Genomic DNA, 17425 nt, shown 5'->3' with positions numbered 1-17425 from the left:
CGACACCACTGCGCCCGTAATTCCCCCAGGGCCGTGCGTTGGTGAAGGAGACCATATGAGCGCGACAAGGAACGCCCTAGCCCGCCCTAGCGTCGCTTTCTTTTCCTGGCTGCTGCCTTTGGCCCTCGCGGGCCTCGCGGCGTGCGCGCAGCCGCCGGCGACGTCCGCGCCTGAAACACCCAAGGAGAACACCGCCATGACGGCTCCGTCTTCCACTCCCATCGACGCCACCACACCCGAGCAAGCCGCCGACGAAGCAGCGGCCGCAGCCGACCGCGCCGCCGCCGCGGCCGCGAGCGCGATGCCGCCGCCGAAGCCCGCCCCGCCCTCGTCCGCGCGTCTTCCGATGCCGCAAGGGCCAGCCTTGGCGAACGAGGAACTGCGTAAGCGCGTGCTGGCGCTGATCGGCAGCCTGACGACCGCTCGGGATACAGAGTCGGCGCATGTGGCGAAGGTTCTGGGCGTTCCGTTGGGACCGGACCCGGAGGACGCCGACAGCCGAGCGGTCCAAGGCCAGCTCACCGGTGGAGGCCGTTACGCCGTCAGGGTAAGCACCTTGTACTCGGAAGGGCCGCCCGGGAAGCATGTGGGCATTTACTGGACGCCCGCCGGGTGGAAGGGCGACCCGCGTCAACGCGAGAACGCACCGGCTGCTTGCAGCCTGGATTTCGCCCCACTGAGCGACGATATCGCCGCGCTGGGTTATTCGCGCGGAAAAGGCCCGTCGGGCCTCAAGGAACGCTGGGGTTTCCGCAAGGACGTTCCAGCCAATCACATCACCTTCTACGTGGTCGTGAACCTGTACCGCGCGCTGGATGGTTCCGATCCGAAGGGACGGCCTTGCGTGTTTTTCATCACTATCGACGCCAACGACGACGAGGTCGATTATGGCTAGGCCGTTGCCGTCGCCGCTGCGCGCCCTCGTCGACGAGTTCGCCGGGCAAACAGGCCTTCCGCCGAACGCGGCCAACGATGTCGAGGCCGCCATCGCGAGTTCGCCTTACCTCACCCACGTGATGGTCGATGCGGTGAAACAGCGGACGCTGAAGCATATCGGCATCACCCGCGAAGGGAACGAAGGCGGCCATTACGATCGAAAGAGCGGCACTGTCTTCGTCGGCATCAACGGGTTTACACAGGACTTGGGCGATGCGATTGCCCGCATCGACAACATCGCCGCGATCCTGGGGCACGAAACAGGCCACGCGCTAACCGAAAAGGCGCGGTCGGCAGAGATCGATCGGCTCTCATCCGCCATCGAAATCAAACTGACGGAAGGCTTGGGCAACACATCGCAGATCGACGTCACCGCGGACGCAGAGCGTTACTTGAACTTCACTCGCAACGACGAAGCGCTGTCCGAACTCATCAGCATGAATTCGGTAGCGAGCCGGATCGGCAGCCGGCCCGGCGGATACAATCTCCAACAATTTCTAGAACGTGTGGATGCGTCCACCGGCTGCGTCAAGCGACACGAGACCACCGGACAGGTCGAGTTGGCGCCTGACATCGAGCTTTCCAAGCACGGTTTCCAACTCACGGGAAACCGCTTCAAAAGCCCCGCCGTCGAAGCCGTAGCAGCCTGCCATTACGACCAAGGCGCAAGCCTCGGCCGAAACGGCGACTCGAATTACCGCAACTACTACGGGCCGACCGTACTCGCCACGATCGCGGCCGTCCACGCCGACATCGCCAAGGACACGACGCAAGCCGTCCCGGATATCCACCTCGATCTGAAGCGCTTGCGGCTCGACCTCGCTCAGATCGAACGCAACGGGGTGAACCTGCCTGGGGCCGCCCAGAGTTTCAGCTTCACCGACACCAGCGACGGCAAGCTGGCGTGGAAGACCGTCAACGACACCAGCACGGGAATGCCCGAACCCGGCCCGAGGGATGTCGGTGTCGAAGCCACCGCGGCGCGGCCCGCGTTTCGCGCGGACAGCCCAGGGCATCCCGATTATCCGACGTTCGAGCGGTTCCACCGCGCGGCGCAGGCCGACGGCCGCTGGAGCGACGTCGAAGCGCGCAATCTCGCCGCGGCCGGCTTGGCGGCGGTGAAAGGCGATGTCCTCGTGGGGCAATACCTTTCCGGTGTCGTCGTCGGCAAAGGCGCGGACGGCGCGACGAACCTTATCGGGTATGCCTCGCCGCACGGGCCGGCGGGCCCGCATCACCATCTCGCGGTGAATGCCGATGTCGCGGCCCAAGTGCCCGCGGAGAAGAGCCTGGATCGCGTCGAACAACTCAATCAGGAACACGCGCGGCAACAAGCTCACGCGCAAACGCTCGCAACGGACGGTCCGTCGCGGAACGGTCCGAAGATCGCGCCCTAGATACTGCGGCGCGAGCCCGAGCGCTACGGGGCTGCTGGAAGCACGCGCGCCGATGATCGGCCTCCGCCCTTCGGCAAGATTGCCCGACTAGGCGCCAGCGAGCTTGATCGAAGGCCGCCCCGCCGGCCTAACACCCTCCCCCACAGCTCTCGCTAGAATCGCACCGCACGCCGTCGCCACCCGCGCGCCGGCCGCACTACATTCCCCTGCTTCAAGGAACGACAGCATTCTCATGAAGATCGCCCCGTCTCTGCTCGCGCTGGCCGTCGGCCTGTGCGCTCTCGGCGCCCAGGCCGAGGAAAAGGCCCGTTTCCGCGTTCATACCGATGCCGCTCGCGCTACGTCGGCCGCGCAGGCGGCCGCTCCTGCGCCCGTCGCCGCGGCATCGACAGGTCCGGCCGCGCCGGCGCTGAAAGCGTCCTCGATCCCCGCTCCCGCTGGCGGCGGCATACCCGCGCCGTGGCAGGGCGCGCCGAAACCGGCCTCGGCGGTGTCGCCGGTGTATTTGGCGGAATGGAAGAAGGCGAAAAACCGCGACCGTTGCGCGTTGCTGGCCTTCGTCGGCGCGGAAGAGGCCGAACGCGACGCCGGCATCAAGGTGCGCCGTGCCAGCTTCTCCGACGGCTGGGCCGTGGCCTACGACTTGCCCGGCCAACGCAGCGTGTTCGGCATCGCCGGCACCGGGGTGGATGTGGACGGCAAGGGATACACCTTCCCCAACACGGTGACTTGGCGCGACGGCAGCAAGGCCAGCTACGGACTGGAAGGTGGCACCGGGCCCAACTACCTGGGCTATCTGGAAGTAGCGGGGCAGCGCTGCCTCTACAACGTGTGGTCGGCGCGCGGCAAGGAACACCTGGAGTTCCTGTTCAACATCTTGCGCAAGGTGCAGACGCCGTAAGCGCATGGCCACCGGCGCGGACACTCGCCCGCTGCTCGCGCTGATCGCGTGGGCGATGTGCATGCCGGCGCTGGTGCCCTATGCGCTGCTGACGTACGAGGCGCTCGCCGACATCGGCCAGCCCGGGGGGTCGCCGCCCGCGCAGGCGCTGTCGCTCTACGGCGGCCTCGCCGCCGGTTGCGGCGCGTGGGTGACGCTGGCCTGGATGACCTGGGGCTGGGTGCGCGAGCGCCCGCTGCATGCGGGCTGGCCGCTGCTGTGCTTCCTGCTGGGAGCGCTGGGAATGGCGGGGTTCGGCGGCGCCGCGTTGATCGCCGCGATGCTCGCGTGGCCGGCCATCGCGTTCGCCGGCTTCCTCGCGTTCTGGCACCTGCGCGCGAGTGCGCGCACGCGCGCGGCGCGATGAGCGGGCGCGGCGAAGCTCAGTCGGTATCGCCGAGCGCGGCCAGTTCGCCGTCGCTGCGTGCATCCATGCGCGCCCACAGGTAGATCATCAAACCGACCAGCGCCGTCGTCGCGCCGACCACGCCGGTCGAAGTCCAGCCCCAGCCCGCGTTGATCGCCATGCCGCCGAGCCACGGGCCCAGCGCGTTGGCCATGTTGAACGCCGAGTGGTTCGACGCCGCGGCCAGCGTCTGCGCCGAGCGCGCCACGTCCATCAAATGCGCTTGCAGCACCGTCGCCAGCGCGCCCATCGTGCCGACCGCCAACACCGCCGGCAGCACCGTCCACACCGAGCGCGCGGCCAGCGGGAACAGCAGCAGGATCGCCATCGACCAAACCAGAATCCACGCCGCGGCGCGGAACTGCAGCTTGTCGAACAGCCAACCGCCGCCGAGCGTGCCGAGAATGCCGCCGATGCCGAACGCGACCAGCCCGAACGGAATGAAGGATTCGCGCACGCCGGTGACGTGCACCAAGGTCGGCGCGAGATAGCTGAAAACGCAGAACATGCCGGCGAAACCGATCGCGCCGATGCCCAACGCCAGCCACACCGGCTTGCGGTTGAAGTCGCGCAATTCGTTCAACACGTTCGGGCGCGGCGCGTGCATGCCCGGCGGCAATACGCGCGCGGTCATCGCCACGGTCGCCAGCGCGATCAGCGACACCAGCGCGAACGCCCAGCGCCAGCCGAAGGCTTGACCGAGCCACGTCGCCAGCGGATTGCCGACCAACAGCGCGATCGACAAACCGAGCATCACCCGTCCGACCGCGAGGCCGCGTTGTTCGGGCGGGGTGATGCGCACGGCGACGAGCGCGGCGATGCCGAAGTACGCGCCGTGCGGCAAACCGGCGACGAAGCGGGCGAGCGTGAGCGTGTAGTAGCCCGGCGCCAGCGCGCTGGCGAGGTTGCCGACCGCGTAGAACGCCATCAGCGACAGCAGCAAACTGCGGCGCGACATCTTCGCGCCGAGGATCGCCAGCGCCGGCGCGCCGACCACCACGCCGAGCGCATAGGCGCTGATGACGTGGCCGACCTGCGGCTCGTCGACGCCCATCGCGCGGGCGATCTCGGTGATCAGCCCCATCACCACGAACTCGCTGGTGCCGATGGCGAACCCGCCCAGGGCCAGGGCGAACAGGATCAGGCCGACTTGGCGCGGGGACAGGACGGGCGCGGGAGCGGCGGCGCCCGGGGCGGGGGTGGTGGGGGTCATGGGGGCATTATTGTGCTTTGCAGCATTTGGCGCCATTGCAGGGATTGGCCGCTGGCCGTGGGCGGCGCCCAGCCGGGAATTCATCGCCCCGGCTTGGGCCGGCGGCGCCCTTCGCGCGGCGCCTCACGCGCGCTGGACGGGGCTCGCGCGGCGGGATCGCCCATGACCAGCGCCGGCCCCCGACTCACTCGCAGCTCAGCTTGAGCCGCTTTTTCGCATCGATCTTGTAAACGCACGCGTTCACCTTCTTCGACAGCGTCACGTCCGCGGTCTGGCCGTCGTCGTAGCGGCAACGCACGGTGACGACGCGGCCGGCCTCGTAGACGTAGCCGAGTTGCCAACGGCCCGACGATCTCCCGGTTTCGTCCGGAACGAGGGTCGCCATTTCCTCGGGCGTACCGTCGAACACATCGACGTAGCGCGGCGAATGGCCGGGGCGCGCGGGACAGACTTCGGCCGCGGCGGCGCTGGCGGCGCTGGCGGCGCTGGCGGCGGAACAGATCATCAGCGCGATGAGGCTCGAAGCAGCGAGGATTCTGTGCGGCGGCATGGGATGGACCTATTCGGTTCGGGGCGGGGGAGCGCGTCAGCGATCAGGCGCTGCATTCGTGGTTCATCTGCCTGGCGAACATCATGCCCCACCCGACGCGCCGACCACCAAGCAAGGGTTTACGGAAGCATCAGATCGGCATTGACCACGACGATTTGCGGCGAATCGTCGAAGCCCGGCTGGCGGTCGCACAGGTGTTCGTGGTCGTAGATCGGGCCCATGCGCTCCATTTCGGCAGCGGCGTCGGTGAGGAAAGCGGCGATTCGGCGCAGCTCGGCGGGGCTGGCGATCAGAGTGATTTCGGCCAATGCGCGGTGCTGGATTTCTTCGTTGCCGTAGCCACTGATTTTCATGAAGCATCGTCCTGCGGGTTCGCCTGCGCGACGCGCAGGCTCGCACGCTCGCGCAAACGCTTCAACAGGTTCGCCTCCGCCGGCCGCATGATGGCCGCCGGTGGCGCGTTTGGTCGCCGACTTCATCTGTTCCCGCGCCGGCGGCGGTAAGCTCCGCCCCATGCGCCTGCTCCTGCTCGAAGACCAAACCGACCTGCGCGAGGCCGTCGCCGGGCGCCTACGCGCGCACGGGCATGCGGTGGACGAGGCCGGCGATCTGGCCGAGGCCGAATCGTTCGTGCAGTCGTATGCGTACGCGGCGTTCGTGCTCGACCGCACGTTGCCCGATGGGGACTCGCTGAAGTCGCTGCAAGCCTGGCGCGAGCGCGGCATCGCCACGCCGGCGCTGTTCCTCACCGCGCGCGACGCGGTGGCCGACCGCGTGGAAGGCTTCGCCAGCGGTGCGGACGATTACTTGGTCAAACCGTTCTCGATGGACGAGTTGATCGCGCGGATCGCCGCCATCGGCCGCCGTGGCGGCGCGATCCGGCCCAGCGTGATCCGTATCGCCGATCTGGAGGTCGATCTGGGTCGGCGCGAGGCGCGACGCGCGGGCATCGCGTTGCCGTTGCGGCCGAAGGAGTTCGCGCTGCTGCAGTTGCTGGCCGAGCGCGTGGGGCAGGCGGTGCCGCGACAGGACATTCTCGCCGCGTGTTGGGGCGAGGAGCAGCAGCCTGCGTCGAACGCCGAGGAAGTGTTGATCGCTACCTTGCGGCGCAAGCTCGGCGAACCGGCGCTGCTGCGCACGGTGCGCGGGTCGGGCTATTTGCTGGAGGCGCCCGATGCCGCGCGCGCGTGACCGGCTGTTGCGGCGGCTGCATCTGCGGCTCACCGCGATTTGGACGGCGGCGTGGCTGTTGTGCGTGGCGGCGCTGTGCACGGTCGCGATCCTCACGCACGCACGCCTGACCCAGCTCGACTTGGCCTCGAATCTGCGGCTGCGCGCCACGGCGGTGTACGGGTTAGCGTGGTTCGACGCCGAGGGCCGCTTGCACGACGAGGTGCTGCGCAAGGAACCCGGCTTGCTCGACGGCGATGCCGATATCTGGGTGATCGGCAACGGCACCCCCGCGCGGGTGTTGCTGAAACCCGCGAAGCCGCGCTTCGATCTGGCCGATCCGTTCGCGGTCGCCGATGCGGCGATGAGCGAAGGGCCCGAAGGCCTGCGCGAAGGCCGCGACCGCAACGGCCGCGCGTACTTGCTGCAAGGTAAGGAGACTTACGACGACCAGGATCGCGCGGTCGCGACGATTCTGGTGTTGGCCGACCCAGCCGCGCGCGATGCCGCGCAAGCCGCGTTCGTGCGCTGGACGCTGCTGATCGCCGCCGCGTTCGCCGCGCTCGGCATCGTGGTCGGCAATGTGTTGTCGCGGCGTTCGCTGCGGCCGGCCATCGCCTCGTTCGAGCAGCAGGAGCGTTTTCTCGCCGCGGCCGCGCACGAGCTGCGCACGCCGGTGGCGCGCTTGCAGGCGCTGTGCGAGACCGCGCACGACGGGCGCGAGCCGGCCGAGCAGGTGTTGGGCAAGGTCGCTCGCGTCGCGGGGCAGACGGCGGGGTTGGTCGATAAGCTGCTGTTGCTGGCGCGGTTGGATGCAGCGGCGGCGCCGGCGACCAAGGAAGCGGTGCGGCTCGATTTGTTGGTCGAAGCGGTGATCCCCGAGGACGCGGCCGTCGAACTGCACGCCACCGAATCGGTGATCGACGCCGATGTGCGCCTCGTGCAAACGGCGGTGCGCAACTTGATCGAAAACGCGCTGGTGCATGCGGCGAAGGCCACCGACACCGAGCCGGTGGTCGTCACCGTCGAAGCGAACAAGGTGATTGTCGAGGATCGCGGGCCTGGCTTTCCCGACGAGTTGCTTGCGCGTCTTCGCGAGCCGTTCGTGTCCGGCCCGGGCAGTCCGGGCAGCGGCTTGGGGCTGTCCATCGTGCAGCACATCGCGCAGTTGCATGGTGGCGAGGTGCGGTTGTCGAACCGGGATGGCGGTGGGGCTCGGGTGGAGTTGGTTTTGCAGGGGCGCGCTTAGGTCGCGCGTTGCCTGGGTGGGCGGGAGCAAGATCAAAATGGATTCCGGCTTTCGCCGGAATGACGGGGGAGTGGGCGTTGCGCGGTATGGCGGGGGAGTGGGCGTCGCGCAGTACGGCGGGGAGTGGGCGTCGCGCGGTACGGCGGGGGCGTAGCGCAGTACGGCGGGGCATCGCGCGGCTCTGTTGGCGGCTCTTGGGGAGCTGGATTTGGCGGAGCGGGCCGGAACTGGGCCGGAACTGACCCGGATTGCGCGGGTTTCGCGGGCGCCTGGCGGGTATCAGCTGGATATCAGGTTCGCCCGGTAACGTGCGCCCCGTCCCCCGACCCCGAACCCACAGGCCCGCCGCCATGCCCACTCCGAACCTCCCCGCCGCCCGCCCCGCCTGGCTCGCCCTCGCCGCCGCCGCGCTGCTCGCCGCCGGCCTCGCCCACCCCGGCGCCGCGCGCGCGCAGTCCGGCTTCATGCCCGACGAAACCGCGCGCCACGACGCCACTTGGTTGCAGTGGCCGCACGCCTACACCTACGGCCGCGCCTACCGCGACCGCCTCGACCCGACCTGGGTGGCGATGACCCGCGCCCTGATCGCCAGCGAGCCGGTCCACATCGTCGTCTACGACGCCAGCGAAGAAGCGCGCGTGCGCCGCCTGCTCGGCAACGCCGGTGTGCCGCTCGCAAAAGTCAGCTTCCTGATCCGCGCCACTGACGACGTGTGGGTGCGCGACAATGGCCCGCTGTTCGTCTACGACCGCAACGACCGGCTCACCATCGGCGATTGGGGCTTCAACGGCTGGGGCTTGGATGCGCCCTACCGCAAGGACGACGGCGTGCCGGCCACCGTGGCGCGCGAACTCGGCCTGCCGCGCGTGGACTTGAACGACGTAGTGCTGGAAGGCGGCGCGATCGAAGTCGACGGCCGCGGCGTGCTGATGGCCACGCGCAGCTCCACCCGCGAGCCCAACCGCAACGCCGATCTGAGCGAAGCGGAACTGGAAGCGGTGCTGCGCGACCAGCTCGGCGTCAGCAAGTTCATCTGGCTCGACGGCAAGGACGGCGGCAAGGACGACATCACCGACATGCACATCGACGGCTTCGCCCGCTTCGGTCTGCCGGACACCATCGTCACCATGAGCCGCGCGGATCTGCGCGAATGGGGTTTATCGTCGGCCGATGTCGAGCGTCTGTATAACGCGAGCGACGTGGACGGCAAGCCCTACCGCTTCGTGCAACTGCCGCTGACGGCGCGCGACGTGGTGACGACCTACGGCTACGAGCTCGGCTACAAGGGTTCGTACGTGAACTTCTACGTCGGCAACAGCGTGGTGCTGATGCCGGAGTACAAGGACCCGAACGATGCCGTGGCCAAGGCGATCTTGCAGCGCGCGTTCCCGGGCCGCACCGTGATCGGCATCGACGTGCGCAATCTGTATCGCAACGGCGGCATGGTGCATTGCGTGACGCAGCAGCAGCCGGCGGCGTTGTAAGGATTTCGTCGCGAGGCGCACGCGCGCCCGGTGCGCTCAAGCGGGCCGGGCGTTCGTGTGTGCGGCACGCGGCGCGCGGGTCCGTGCACGACGGCCGCCGCGCTGCCGCCGTCAGCGGCGAAGGCAACGCCGCCGTCCCGATTCGACGCGTCCGCCATTGCGTTCGTCGCGCCCGCCACGCTCGCCGCCGGGCAGCGCGAAGGCATTGTCACCCGCGCTGGTTCGAGCGCCCGCCGCTACGTTCGTAGCTCTTGTGAGCCAACGGCCGGGCAACGCGAACGAAGCCACCCCAGAACACGGCCGCGTTCTTGAGACAACCGCAATACACGACCGCCCCACAACCGCTATCCTTGCCGCTCAACGCCGGCCCGCCGCTCCCGCGGGCCGCCACCACGGACGGACGCCGCCCTGCCGGCGATCGGGGACTGCAATGGGTAACCGCCTTGGCGCCGCGTTGTGCGGCCTGACTCTCGCGCTCGGCCTCGTCGCCACGGGCGCCCACGCGCAAACCGCGAAAGCCGCCGAAGCCGGCGCCGCCGCCAGCGGCAAAGACGCCGCGAACGACACCGGCATCGAACGCGCGCTGCTGCGCCAACGCCTGATCTTCGCGCAAACGCTCGCGAGCAACGGCGGCGCGCAACTCGCCGACCGCACCTTCACCGAAGCCATCGCGATGCCGGCCTTCGCCGAGCTGCCCGCCGCCGCCCGCCACACCGCGCTCGCCGCGGCCGGACGCGCCGCGCTGCAAACCGACGACATGCCGCGCGCCGCCGATCTCTACCGCCGCGCCACCCAGGCCGGCGACGACGCCGACGATTGGTACCGTCTGGCCCTGATCGAATCCGAACTCGAACGCCCGGAGGCCGCCGCGCAGGCCTTCATCCATTTGACCGAGCATTGGCCGGAAGCGCTGGCGAAGGTCGACGAATCCACCGTGTTCCGGCTGCAATACCTGTTGCCGCGCGGATCGGACACGCGCCTGGACCTGCTGCAAGCGCTGTTCGCCGCCAACTGGACCAGCCGCACCAGCGATCCCAGCACGATCTGGCTCAGCCTCACCGAGATGCTGGTCGACCGCGACCGCCGCGACGAAGCGCGCGCCGTCGCCAAGCGCGTCGTCGGCCCGATCCAGGTGGTAGCGCTGCGCAGCGACAAGCGCTTCGACTTCATGGTGGCCGCCGACAGCTGGGCCTTAAACGTCGACAACGCCTCGCGCCGCCAACTCGAACTGCTGCGCCAGCAAGCCGAAGTGCAGCCGCGCAGCCTCGACGCGCGCAGCCAACTCGGCTACGCCCTGCTGATCGCCGGCCTCGACGACGAAGCGCTCGCGCTCAACGACGAGGTCAAGCAACGCATCGCCGACGCCCCGGCCGCGCAGCCGCCGTACGACGACCCGCGCGAACAGGCGTGGCTGATGAACACCGCGTCCATCGCCTTGCGCCGCCAAGGCCGCATCGCGCCGGGCATCGCCGAACTCGAACGCGCCAGCCGCCTGGGCGATGCGGACGAACCCAACGTCAGCCAAACCCTCAACCTCGCCGAAGCCTACTGCCGCGTCGCCCGCCCCGACGACGCGCTCGCCACCCTCGACCGCGTGGGCGACAGCCTCACCGGCTACGCGCGCATGATCGTGCACAACATCCGCGCCTGCGTCGCGACCGCCAAACGCGACACCGCCGCCACCGACACCGCGCTGCGCTATCTGCGCGAACACCGCAGCGAAGGCAATCAGGTCTACCTGGAAGCGCTGCTGCGCGCGGGGCGCCTCGACGACGCCGCGCGAACGCTGTCCGAACAACTCGCGTCGCGCGAAGACCGCCTGGACGCGCTGACGTGGCTGCAGGAGTACCGCGTGTCCGAAAATCCGCTACCGGGCGACGTCGCCTTGCGCGAAGCGCGCAAGACGTTGCTGGCGCGCGAGGACGTGCAAGCGGAGGTGGCGAAGGTCGGACGGATCGGGCGGTATGCGATTTACGGCGAGGGCCAGTTGGACTGAAGCGCCTCGACGCGCGCAAGCGGCGCCCTTGAGCGATCGACGTCCGATCGCGTTGCGCCGCCGACAAGCCACCCACACCGCATCGCCTCACGCGACCGACGCCGCGCCGCAACGCAATCCCCCTGTAGGAGCGGCGCAAGCCGCGACCGCGCCACCCCGCCAACGTCGAACCCACCCCACATCCGAGCAACCGACAGCGGCCCCGCCAAAAGCGGGCCCGCCGCCATGCCGGACCTAGCGACGCTCCACCAACACGCGCCCTAAACCCTCAACGCGCGCACTGCTGCGCCGCCAACGCATCCGCGCCCACCATTTCCGCCGCCGCCGGATGATCGAGCCACTGCGCGCGCCAGATCTGATTCGCACCGCCGTTCCACGAGAACGAAATCACCGGATTGCCCTCGCCCGTCCCCGACTCGCTGATGTCCACCACCGCCCCGTGATACGGATCGTTGAGCGCGAACCAGCACAGCTCGATGAAATCCAGCGCGAACTCCGGCGGATTGATGCGGTCGCCGTCCTGCGGTTGAGTCAACTGCTCCAGGACCAACTGATCGCTGGCCGTCCCCTCCCACGACAGGAACTGACTGGTGTCGCCGTCCCAGGCCAGACTGAAGCGCCCCGGCCCTATCGCGTTGACCCGCATGATCGTCTGCCCGCCGCTGCCTGCCGACAACCGATGCACCGCGGCCACCGACCAGCCCGACGAATCCGCCGTGGGCGGGAACACGCCCAGCGCCACATCGGGATCGAGGTAGGAGATCAGCCGGATGCGCTTGTTGCCGGAAAATTCGTCGATGCTGTTGAGATTGCCGTACGCGTCCATCGCAAGGGCCCCTGTGGGCGGCGGAGTGCCGCCACCGTTGAACGCAGGCAGCGCGGCGCGCAGGCCACGAAGGCGATGGACGGCGGCCCGGCTTGTGCGCGGATCGGCTTTACCCGGCTATGTCCGGGGCATCGGCCAGTGCGTGCGCCGGCCGATGCCGTGAGCGGGACGCGGGTTACAGCACCGCGACGTCGGCCGGTGTGTGCGCGCGCCGATGTCGTGAATGGGCCGCGGATTATAGCGCCATGGTGTTGGTCGCGGCGGGCGCGGCCGCCGGATCGACGCCCGGACGACCGCCTCGCCACAATAGACGGAACGGGCCCGGCGTTAGCGCGCAAGCCCCCACAATCACGACCCGCCTCAGCCCTTCCGCGCCGCCTCGATCTTCGCGATATCGATCTTGCCCATCTGCATCATCGCGTCGAACGCGCGCTTGGCCGCGGCCCGGTCCGGATCGGTGAACGCATCGAGCAGCGCGCGCGGCGTGATCTGCCACGACAGCCCCCACTTGTCCTTGCACCAACCGCAGGCGCTCTCCTTGCCGCCGTTGCCGACGATGGCGTCCCACAAACGATCCGTCTCCGCCTGATCGTCGGTCGCGATCTGGAACGAAAACGCCTCGTCGTGCTTGAACGCCGGCCCGCCGTTCAAGCCCACGCAGGGAATGCCCGCGACGGTGAACTCCACCGTCAGCACGTCGCCCTGATGGCCGTCGGGATAATCGCCCGGCGCGTGATGGACCGCGGTCACCGCGCTGTCCGGAAACGTCTTCGCATAGAACTCGGCGGCTTCCAGCGCGGCGCCGTCGTACCACAGGCAAACGGTGTTCTTCGCGGTCATTGACGTTCTCCTGACGTTGGTAGGCAAACCCGATTCGCGCCGCGCGAACCCGCGACAGCGCGGGCGCCACGATGGCGCGAACGCAGGCCGGATGGTCTCACGCGGCGGCAGATGCGCGGATCACATTGCTAAACAGGCCATCCCGCCCTCGCGGCCTCGGCCGCCCCATCAATCGCCCAACCCCGGCGGCAATGCCAAGCCCGACGAACCGGCGACCACCTTGCGCACACTGGAGACCGCCGCGGACGACAACGAGCCCCTGACCATAAACGCCGGCGTATCGCCGCCGATATCGGTCAACGAGGCATACACCAACCGGGTCCCTCCGGCCGTCGGCGTCATCGACCACTCCCCGCGCGAACGCAGCGCGATGCAGTCGGACTTCGGCTTCGCACCGGCTTCGTCCAGCGACGCGAATGTCACCCGTACCGACCCGTCCGCCGAATCCTTGCGCTCGAAGCGCATCGAATAACAGCGATCCGCCGCCACCGGCGCGCTGAGCACATCCGACCAGACCGCCACGTCCGGCCCGCGCTGGATGAAACGGCGGCGGATGTTCTTGTTCCTGGCGTCGAGGTACTTGCCGAGCAGGAAATCCGCGACCGTATCCGGCGAGACTTTTACCGAAGTGCTGACGCGCAGTTCATCGAAACGCTCGCCGGCGATGCGGCGCGCCTCCAGATGGATGCCGTCCTTGTTGCTGAGGGTTCGCCAGGGGGAGAGTTGCGCGGCGGCGGATAGCGGCCAGACGGCGGCCGCGCACAGCACGACCGCTGCCCAACGGGCGAATTCGCTTCGGACAACGGGATACCGGCTCGTAGCCGGAACACGGATCGACGCCATGGCTCGTCTCCTGGCACGCAGGCCGCTGCGCCGATTCGATGCGCTGGGTGTGACAGGGGCAAGACAGGGACCGCGGAGACATTACGGTGTCATCGGTCGTCACCTGCGCACGCAGGTTCGCGGAAGCGCTACGCCGGGATCGAGGTAGGAGATCGGCTGGATGCGTTTGTTGCTGGAAGACTCATCGTGGCTGGTGAGATTTCCTTGAATATCCAACGAAGCGCTCTCTACGGGCTACGGAGAGCCGCTTAGGTCTTTAACGGGGAGGTGATGCGACCGGACGTCGTCCCGCCGGGCGAACGCGGCCCGCCGACGCCTGATTGCATACCAGGTGTGCCTATTGGCGCTATTCTTGGGTCTGGACGTTCCACGATCACATGGATTCCGCGGCGGCCCCGAAGTGACCCCTATTCCTTTTGAAGTTGGCGCGCTCTACAGCCGGAGTAAAGACATCCACGATGTCTTCGGCGGACAACGCCAAGGCGGCATCTCCACGCCCAAGGACAACCCGTTTGTCTTTGCCTTTACCGGCGAAGCCGGGCACTCCCACGGCTACGTAGACGACTGGGACGACGACGGAATTCTTCATTACTTCGGCGAAGGCCAAAGCGGCGACATGAAGTACGTCGCGGGTAATCGAGCCATCGAGAATCATGTCGCGGACGGTAAGCGCCTGTTGCTCTTTCAAATGATGGGGCGCGGCAAGCCGTATCGATATCTGGGCGAGTTCGTCAAGCAGTCGTCGTATCCGAAGCCGAACAGCCCTGCGACACGCGGGCCGGCGCGGACGGCCATCGTTTTCCGGCTCGAACCGGTCGAACAGGCGGATTTCTTCACTGCTAATCGAATTGCGGAGCCACAAGCCCCTTACCAACCGCTAGCCAATACCGTAACCAAGCGTGTCATCGAGGTTCGCAAATCACAGGCTCTGTTCCGCAGGCGCCTGCTTGGCGTAGAGAAGCAATGCCGTCTAACTGGCGTCCAAGATCTGCGTTTCCTTCGCGCCAGTCACATCAAGCCATGGGCGGCTTGCATCACGGGCGCCGAGCGGACGGACGGACACAATGGCGTACTGCTGACTCCGCAGGCTGATCTTCTATTTGATCGAGGATGGATCACCTTTGAAGACAAGGGCCACTTGATCGTCACAGGAGAGTTGCCTGCGGACGTAAAGAAGCGGCTCGGCCTCGATCTTCGCAGCGGAAGGAACTGCGGGACATTTAACAAGCAACAGATGCTCTATCTTGAGCATCATCGAACTCACATCTTTGGCAAGAAGTACAGAAGCGAAGGCAATTCGGCGGAAGAGCTAATTGAAAACTCGATAGTGGCTTAATCCACTGTTGCTCTCGCACCGCTCCCCGGTGCGAGAACAACATCAAAGTAACTAGCTCATGCGAGGTCCGCCCGAGGTCTCGATACTTTGCGACTGCGACCGCCGCTCAGATATCTGTTGTTCCACCTGCGCCGCTTGTCGTAAAGACTCTTGAGCCGGAGTCGCGGCGGCCAGCTCCGCATCGACCCGCACATGGAAATTTGGCCCTTGCGCGTTGGGCATATACGCCGCAAACACGAGAGGCGTAGACGCGCCCTGTGCGTTAGCCACGACAGCGTCTACTTGCTTAATCATCGGGTCATTCTTAACAGCCAAAAGAAGATTGGCCGCGATGTTCTCGCTCATGCCCTGATCCCATCGGCCAATTTTCTGCACGCCCGATAGCAATGCCTGATAGGTACGGTGGTCCGGATGCCCGGGATCAGCGGCCGTTGGCGCACCGGCCGCCCACCTCGCCGCCTCGGCCTCGGTGTGTAGCCGACCGTATCGCTCATCGAGAATGCTCTCAACGTTCTCACGCAATCGGTCGAATAGGTCCTTTTCGGGCTGACGAGGCGGAACCATATGGTCCATCGTCTTGACCGGAACTTCTTCCTTGTAAGGCTCACCCGCGTCACGTCCCTCCGGATTAGGGAACGGACCTTCCGGCCACTGCGCAGGCCAGTTGATTCGAGCGTCTCCCGTAGGTAAGCGCTTTTGATCCGGCCCCATCGGGTTCATCTGCCAGCGGTCTTCTTTCAACCACTGCACACCCGCAGCTTGGTTGGGAGCCGCATCGATCAGAGCTCGGGCGCCGGCCACAACGTCTTGCCAGCTACTGGAAGGCTGCGCAGCTAAGCGCTTACCCAAGGCAATACCAAGCTCGTTGTTGTGCTCATCCATCCGGTTGGTATCGGCGGCTTGGCCGGCGCGGTTCCCATCCCACTCGTGAAAATCGAGAGCGGCGCGCGCATAGCCTTCGCCGAATTGACGGGTTAGTTCTGCTGACAGCAGCAGGTGACGATAAGCGTCGGCGGGGCCGTTGTTTCGCCCGGGCAACTGCGAATTCACCGATTCGGTGATCGACTGGGTGGCTATCCCGGAAGTTGCCAGATCGCTTGCTGAAAAGTCTGCCATGACGTTACTTCTCCTTTGTGTAGCACTCGCTTGTGAGCACCAACTGCTTCAAGACACCTATTTCTCGACCTTTACCCACTGCCCTTTTTCAAAACGCCAGTGCGAATCCAGCTTTCCGCAGTTCGAGTACAACAGGAACTCTCCTGTGGGGACGCCGTTAACGAACCCTCCTTCCCATTCCGTGCAACTGCGCGGCTCTCTGTCACCAGACAGGGTGTTGTACGCGACACCGTTGAACGGGTTGCCTTCCTTCGTCAGCGCTTGTGATGGCAGAACATCTCGACCGACCGTCTTGATCTGCAGATCGCCCGCATAGATCGGCGGCTGGCTGCTTACGACGGAGCAGCCAGCGAATGCCAGCGACGCAATGAGAAAGAGCGTCTTTTGAAGTAGCTGCTGAGGACTGCATCCATTCATAAGTCGAATCCGTTTGTTTTGGGAGCGCAGCCTTGATAAGGAGGCGTTGAGAGCCACGAGAACTGACAGCGCCGTCGAGCGCTTAACATGCCCGGTCGGAGCTTATTTGGATAGGCATAGGGACGCCGTCAAATCTGCGCACCCCGGGGCGAGCGGCGCGCTCAGAACCAGGCTTTCGCGTCTTAGAGCCTCGTCAACGGCCATGCTGCTTTAGGCAGTTTCGGTACGCGAACTTCGGCAGGGACGAAGTTTGTGTGGCTTCAAAGCAGCAAAAAGCTTTATCGAAGCAGCTCCGAGGGACATCGGAAGCCGCGAGAGCTCGATCGTTAAAGCTTTTTAGGACTCGCGTAAGCAAAATTTGTTCTCGCATGAGCAAATTTCGGACTCACGTGAAGCAAATCCGGACTCGCGTGAGCAAATTTCGGGCTCGCATGAAGCAAATCGGGACTCGCATAAGCAAATTTAGGAGCTGCGTCGAGCAAATCCGGACTCGCATGAAGCAAATCCCGACTCGCGTAAGCAAATTTCGGACTCACGAGAGCCGATTCGGGATGCTCAGGTGCCTGCCCCGTTCTGCAGCAGGCCGACCGGGCTATCGCAAGCGCGATACCGCAATAGCAAAGGAACCACGACGCACTCGCGAGTCCCGCATCGGTCCAACCGCCATCCAACCGGGCCGGCCAGTCCCGAGCGAACTCGCGCCCAT

The 17425-nt window shown here is 66.6% G+C and carries 17 protein-coding genes; 9 read left to right on the top strand and 8 right to left on the bottom strand.

The window, feature by feature from the left end; all coding sequences use genetic code 11:
* Positions 1 to 196: 196 nt before the first annotated feature.
* The 4 genes from J5226_RS06995 (at position 197) to J5226_RS06980 (ending at position 3640) form a co-directional block, all read left to right on the top strand.
* Positions 197 to 895 (top strand): hypothetical protein, encoded by a 699-nt coding sequence (locus tag J5226_RS06995; protein ID WP_215839115.1) that lies wholly within the window; start codon positions 197 to 199, stop codon positions 893 to 895.
* A gap of 4 nt (positions 896 to 899) precedes the next feature.
* On the top strand, positions 900 to 2333 hold the full coding sequence (locus tag J5226_RS06990) for a hypothetical protein (RefSeq protein WP_215839114.1): 1434 nt from the start codon (positions 900 to 902) through the stop codon (positions 2331 to 2333).
* 232 nt (positions 2334 to 2565) lie between these two features.
* The gene (locus J5226_RS06985; protein WP_215839113.1) at positions 2566 to 3234 is read left to right on the top strand and encodes a hypothetical protein; all 669 of its coding nucleotides are present in this window, start codon (positions 2566 to 2568) and stop codon (positions 3232 to 3234) included.
* A 4-nt stretch (positions 3235 to 3238) separates the two neighbouring features.
* On the top strand, positions 3239 to 3640 hold the full coding sequence (locus tag J5226_RS06980) for a hypothetical protein (RefSeq protein WP_215839112.1): 402 nt from the start codon (positions 3239 to 3241) through the stop codon (positions 3638 to 3640).
* A gap of 16 nt (positions 3641 to 3656) precedes the next feature.
* On the opposite strand, the gene J5226_RS06975 is transcribed toward J5226_RS06980, so the two are convergent.
* The 3 genes from J5226_RS06975 to J5226_RS06965 form a co-directional block, all read right to left on the bottom strand.
* A complete protein-coding gene (locus tag J5226_RS06975; RefSeq protein WP_215839111.1) occupies positions 3657 to 4892 on the bottom strand; it encodes an MFS transporter in 1236 nt (411 codons plus the stop codon).
* A gap of 184 nt (positions 4893 to 5076) precedes the next feature.
* Positions 5077 to 5442, bottom strand: a complete 366-nt coding sequence (locus J5226_RS06970; RefSeq protein ID WP_215839110.1) for an STY0301 family protein — start codon at positions 5440 to 5442, stop codon at positions 5077 to 5079.
* A 119-nt stretch (positions 5443 to 5561) separates the two neighbouring features.
* On the bottom strand, positions 5562 to 5795 hold the full coding sequence (locus J5226_RS06965) for a hypothetical protein (protein WP_215839109.1): 234 nt from the start codon (positions 5793 to 5795) through the stop codon (positions 5562 to 5564).
* A gap of 160 nt (positions 5796 to 5955) precedes the next feature.
* Here J5226_RS06965 and J5226_RS06960 point away from each other — a divergent pair, with 160 nt between their 5' ends.
* The 4 genes from J5226_RS06960 (at position 5956) to J5226_RS06945 (ending at position 11341) form a co-directional block, all read left to right on the top strand.
* Positions 5956 to 6633: a response regulator transcription factor gene (locus J5226_RS06960; protein ID WP_215839108.1), complete on the top strand. Its 678-nt coding sequence runs from the start codon at positions 5956 to 5958 to the stop codon at positions 6631 to 6633.
* Positions 6617 to 7861 (top strand): HAMP domain-containing sensor histidine kinase, encoded by a 1245-nt coding sequence (locus J5226_RS06955; protein WP_215839107.1) that lies wholly within the window; start codon positions 6617 to 6619, stop codon positions 7859 to 7861. The genes J5226_RS06960 and J5226_RS06955 overlap by 17 nt, the downstream gene beginning before the upstream one ends.
* A 350-nt stretch (positions 7862 to 8211) precedes the next feature.
* Positions 8212 to 9345, top strand: coding sequence for an agmatine deiminase family protein (locus J5226_RS06950; protein ID WP_215839106.1), 1134 nt, complete (start codon positions 8212 to 8214; stop codon positions 9343 to 9345).
* A gap of 430 nt (positions 9346 to 9775) precedes the next feature.
* A complete protein-coding gene (locus J5226_RS06945; RefSeq protein WP_215839105.1) occupies positions 9776 to 11341 on the top strand; it encodes a hypothetical protein in 1566 nt (521 codons plus the stop codon).
* A gap of 268 nt (positions 11342 to 11609) precedes the next feature.
* Here J5226_RS06945 and J5226_RS06940 read toward each other — a convergent pair whose 3' ends face one another.
* From J5226_RS06940 to J5226_RS06930, 3 genes are all read right to left on the bottom strand, one after another.
* Positions 11610 to 12167, bottom strand: a complete 558-nt coding sequence (locus J5226_RS06940; RefSeq protein ID WP_215839104.1) for a hypothetical protein — start codon at positions 12165 to 12167, stop codon at positions 11610 to 11612.
* Positions 12168 to 12527: 360 nt separating this feature from the next.
* Positions 12528 to 13007, bottom strand: a complete 480-nt coding sequence (locus J5226_RS06935) for a VOC family protein (protein ID WP_215839103.1) — start codon at positions 13005 to 13007, stop codon at positions 12528 to 12530.
* A 168-nt stretch (positions 13008 to 13175) separates the two neighbouring features.
* Positions 13176 to 13850: a hypothetical protein gene (locus J5226_RS06930; RefSeq protein WP_215839102.1), complete on the bottom strand. Its 675-nt coding sequence runs from the start codon at positions 13848 to 13850 to the stop codon at positions 13176 to 13178.
* Positions 13851 to 14202: 352 nt separating this feature from the next.
* Between J5226_RS06930 and J5226_RS06925 the strand changes: the two genes are divergently transcribed.
* Positions 14203 to 15186, top strand: a complete 984-nt coding sequence (locus J5226_RS06925) for an HNH endonuclease signature motif containing protein (protein ID WP_255323017.1) — start codon at positions 14203 to 14205, stop codon at positions 15184 to 15186.
* A gap of 51 nt (positions 15187 to 15237) precedes the next feature.
* Here J5226_RS06925 and J5226_RS06920 read toward each other — a convergent pair whose 3' ends face one another.
* Positions 15238 to 16302 (bottom strand): XVIPCD domain-containing protein, encoded by a 1065-nt coding sequence (locus tag J5226_RS06920; RefSeq protein ID WP_215839101.1) that lies wholly within the window; start codon positions 16300 to 16302, stop codon positions 15238 to 15240.
* Between the two features lie 57 nt (positions 16303 to 16359).
* The gene (locus tag J5226_RS06915; RefSeq protein ID WP_215839100.1) at positions 16360 to 16719 is read right to left on the bottom strand and encodes a hypothetical protein; all 360 of its coding nucleotides are present in this window, start codon (positions 16717 to 16719) and stop codon (positions 16360 to 16362) included.
* Positions 16720 to 17425: the final 706 nt, after the last annotated feature.

The sequence above is a fragment of the Lysobacter sp. K5869 genome, assembly GCF_018847975.1.
Classification (GTDB): Bacteria; Pseudomonadota; Gammaproteobacteria; order Xanthomonadales; family Xanthomonadaceae; genus Lysobacter.
The sequence above is the reverse complement of the archived record's forward strand: the minus strand, read 5'-3'. Positions and strand labels throughout refer to the sequence as shown.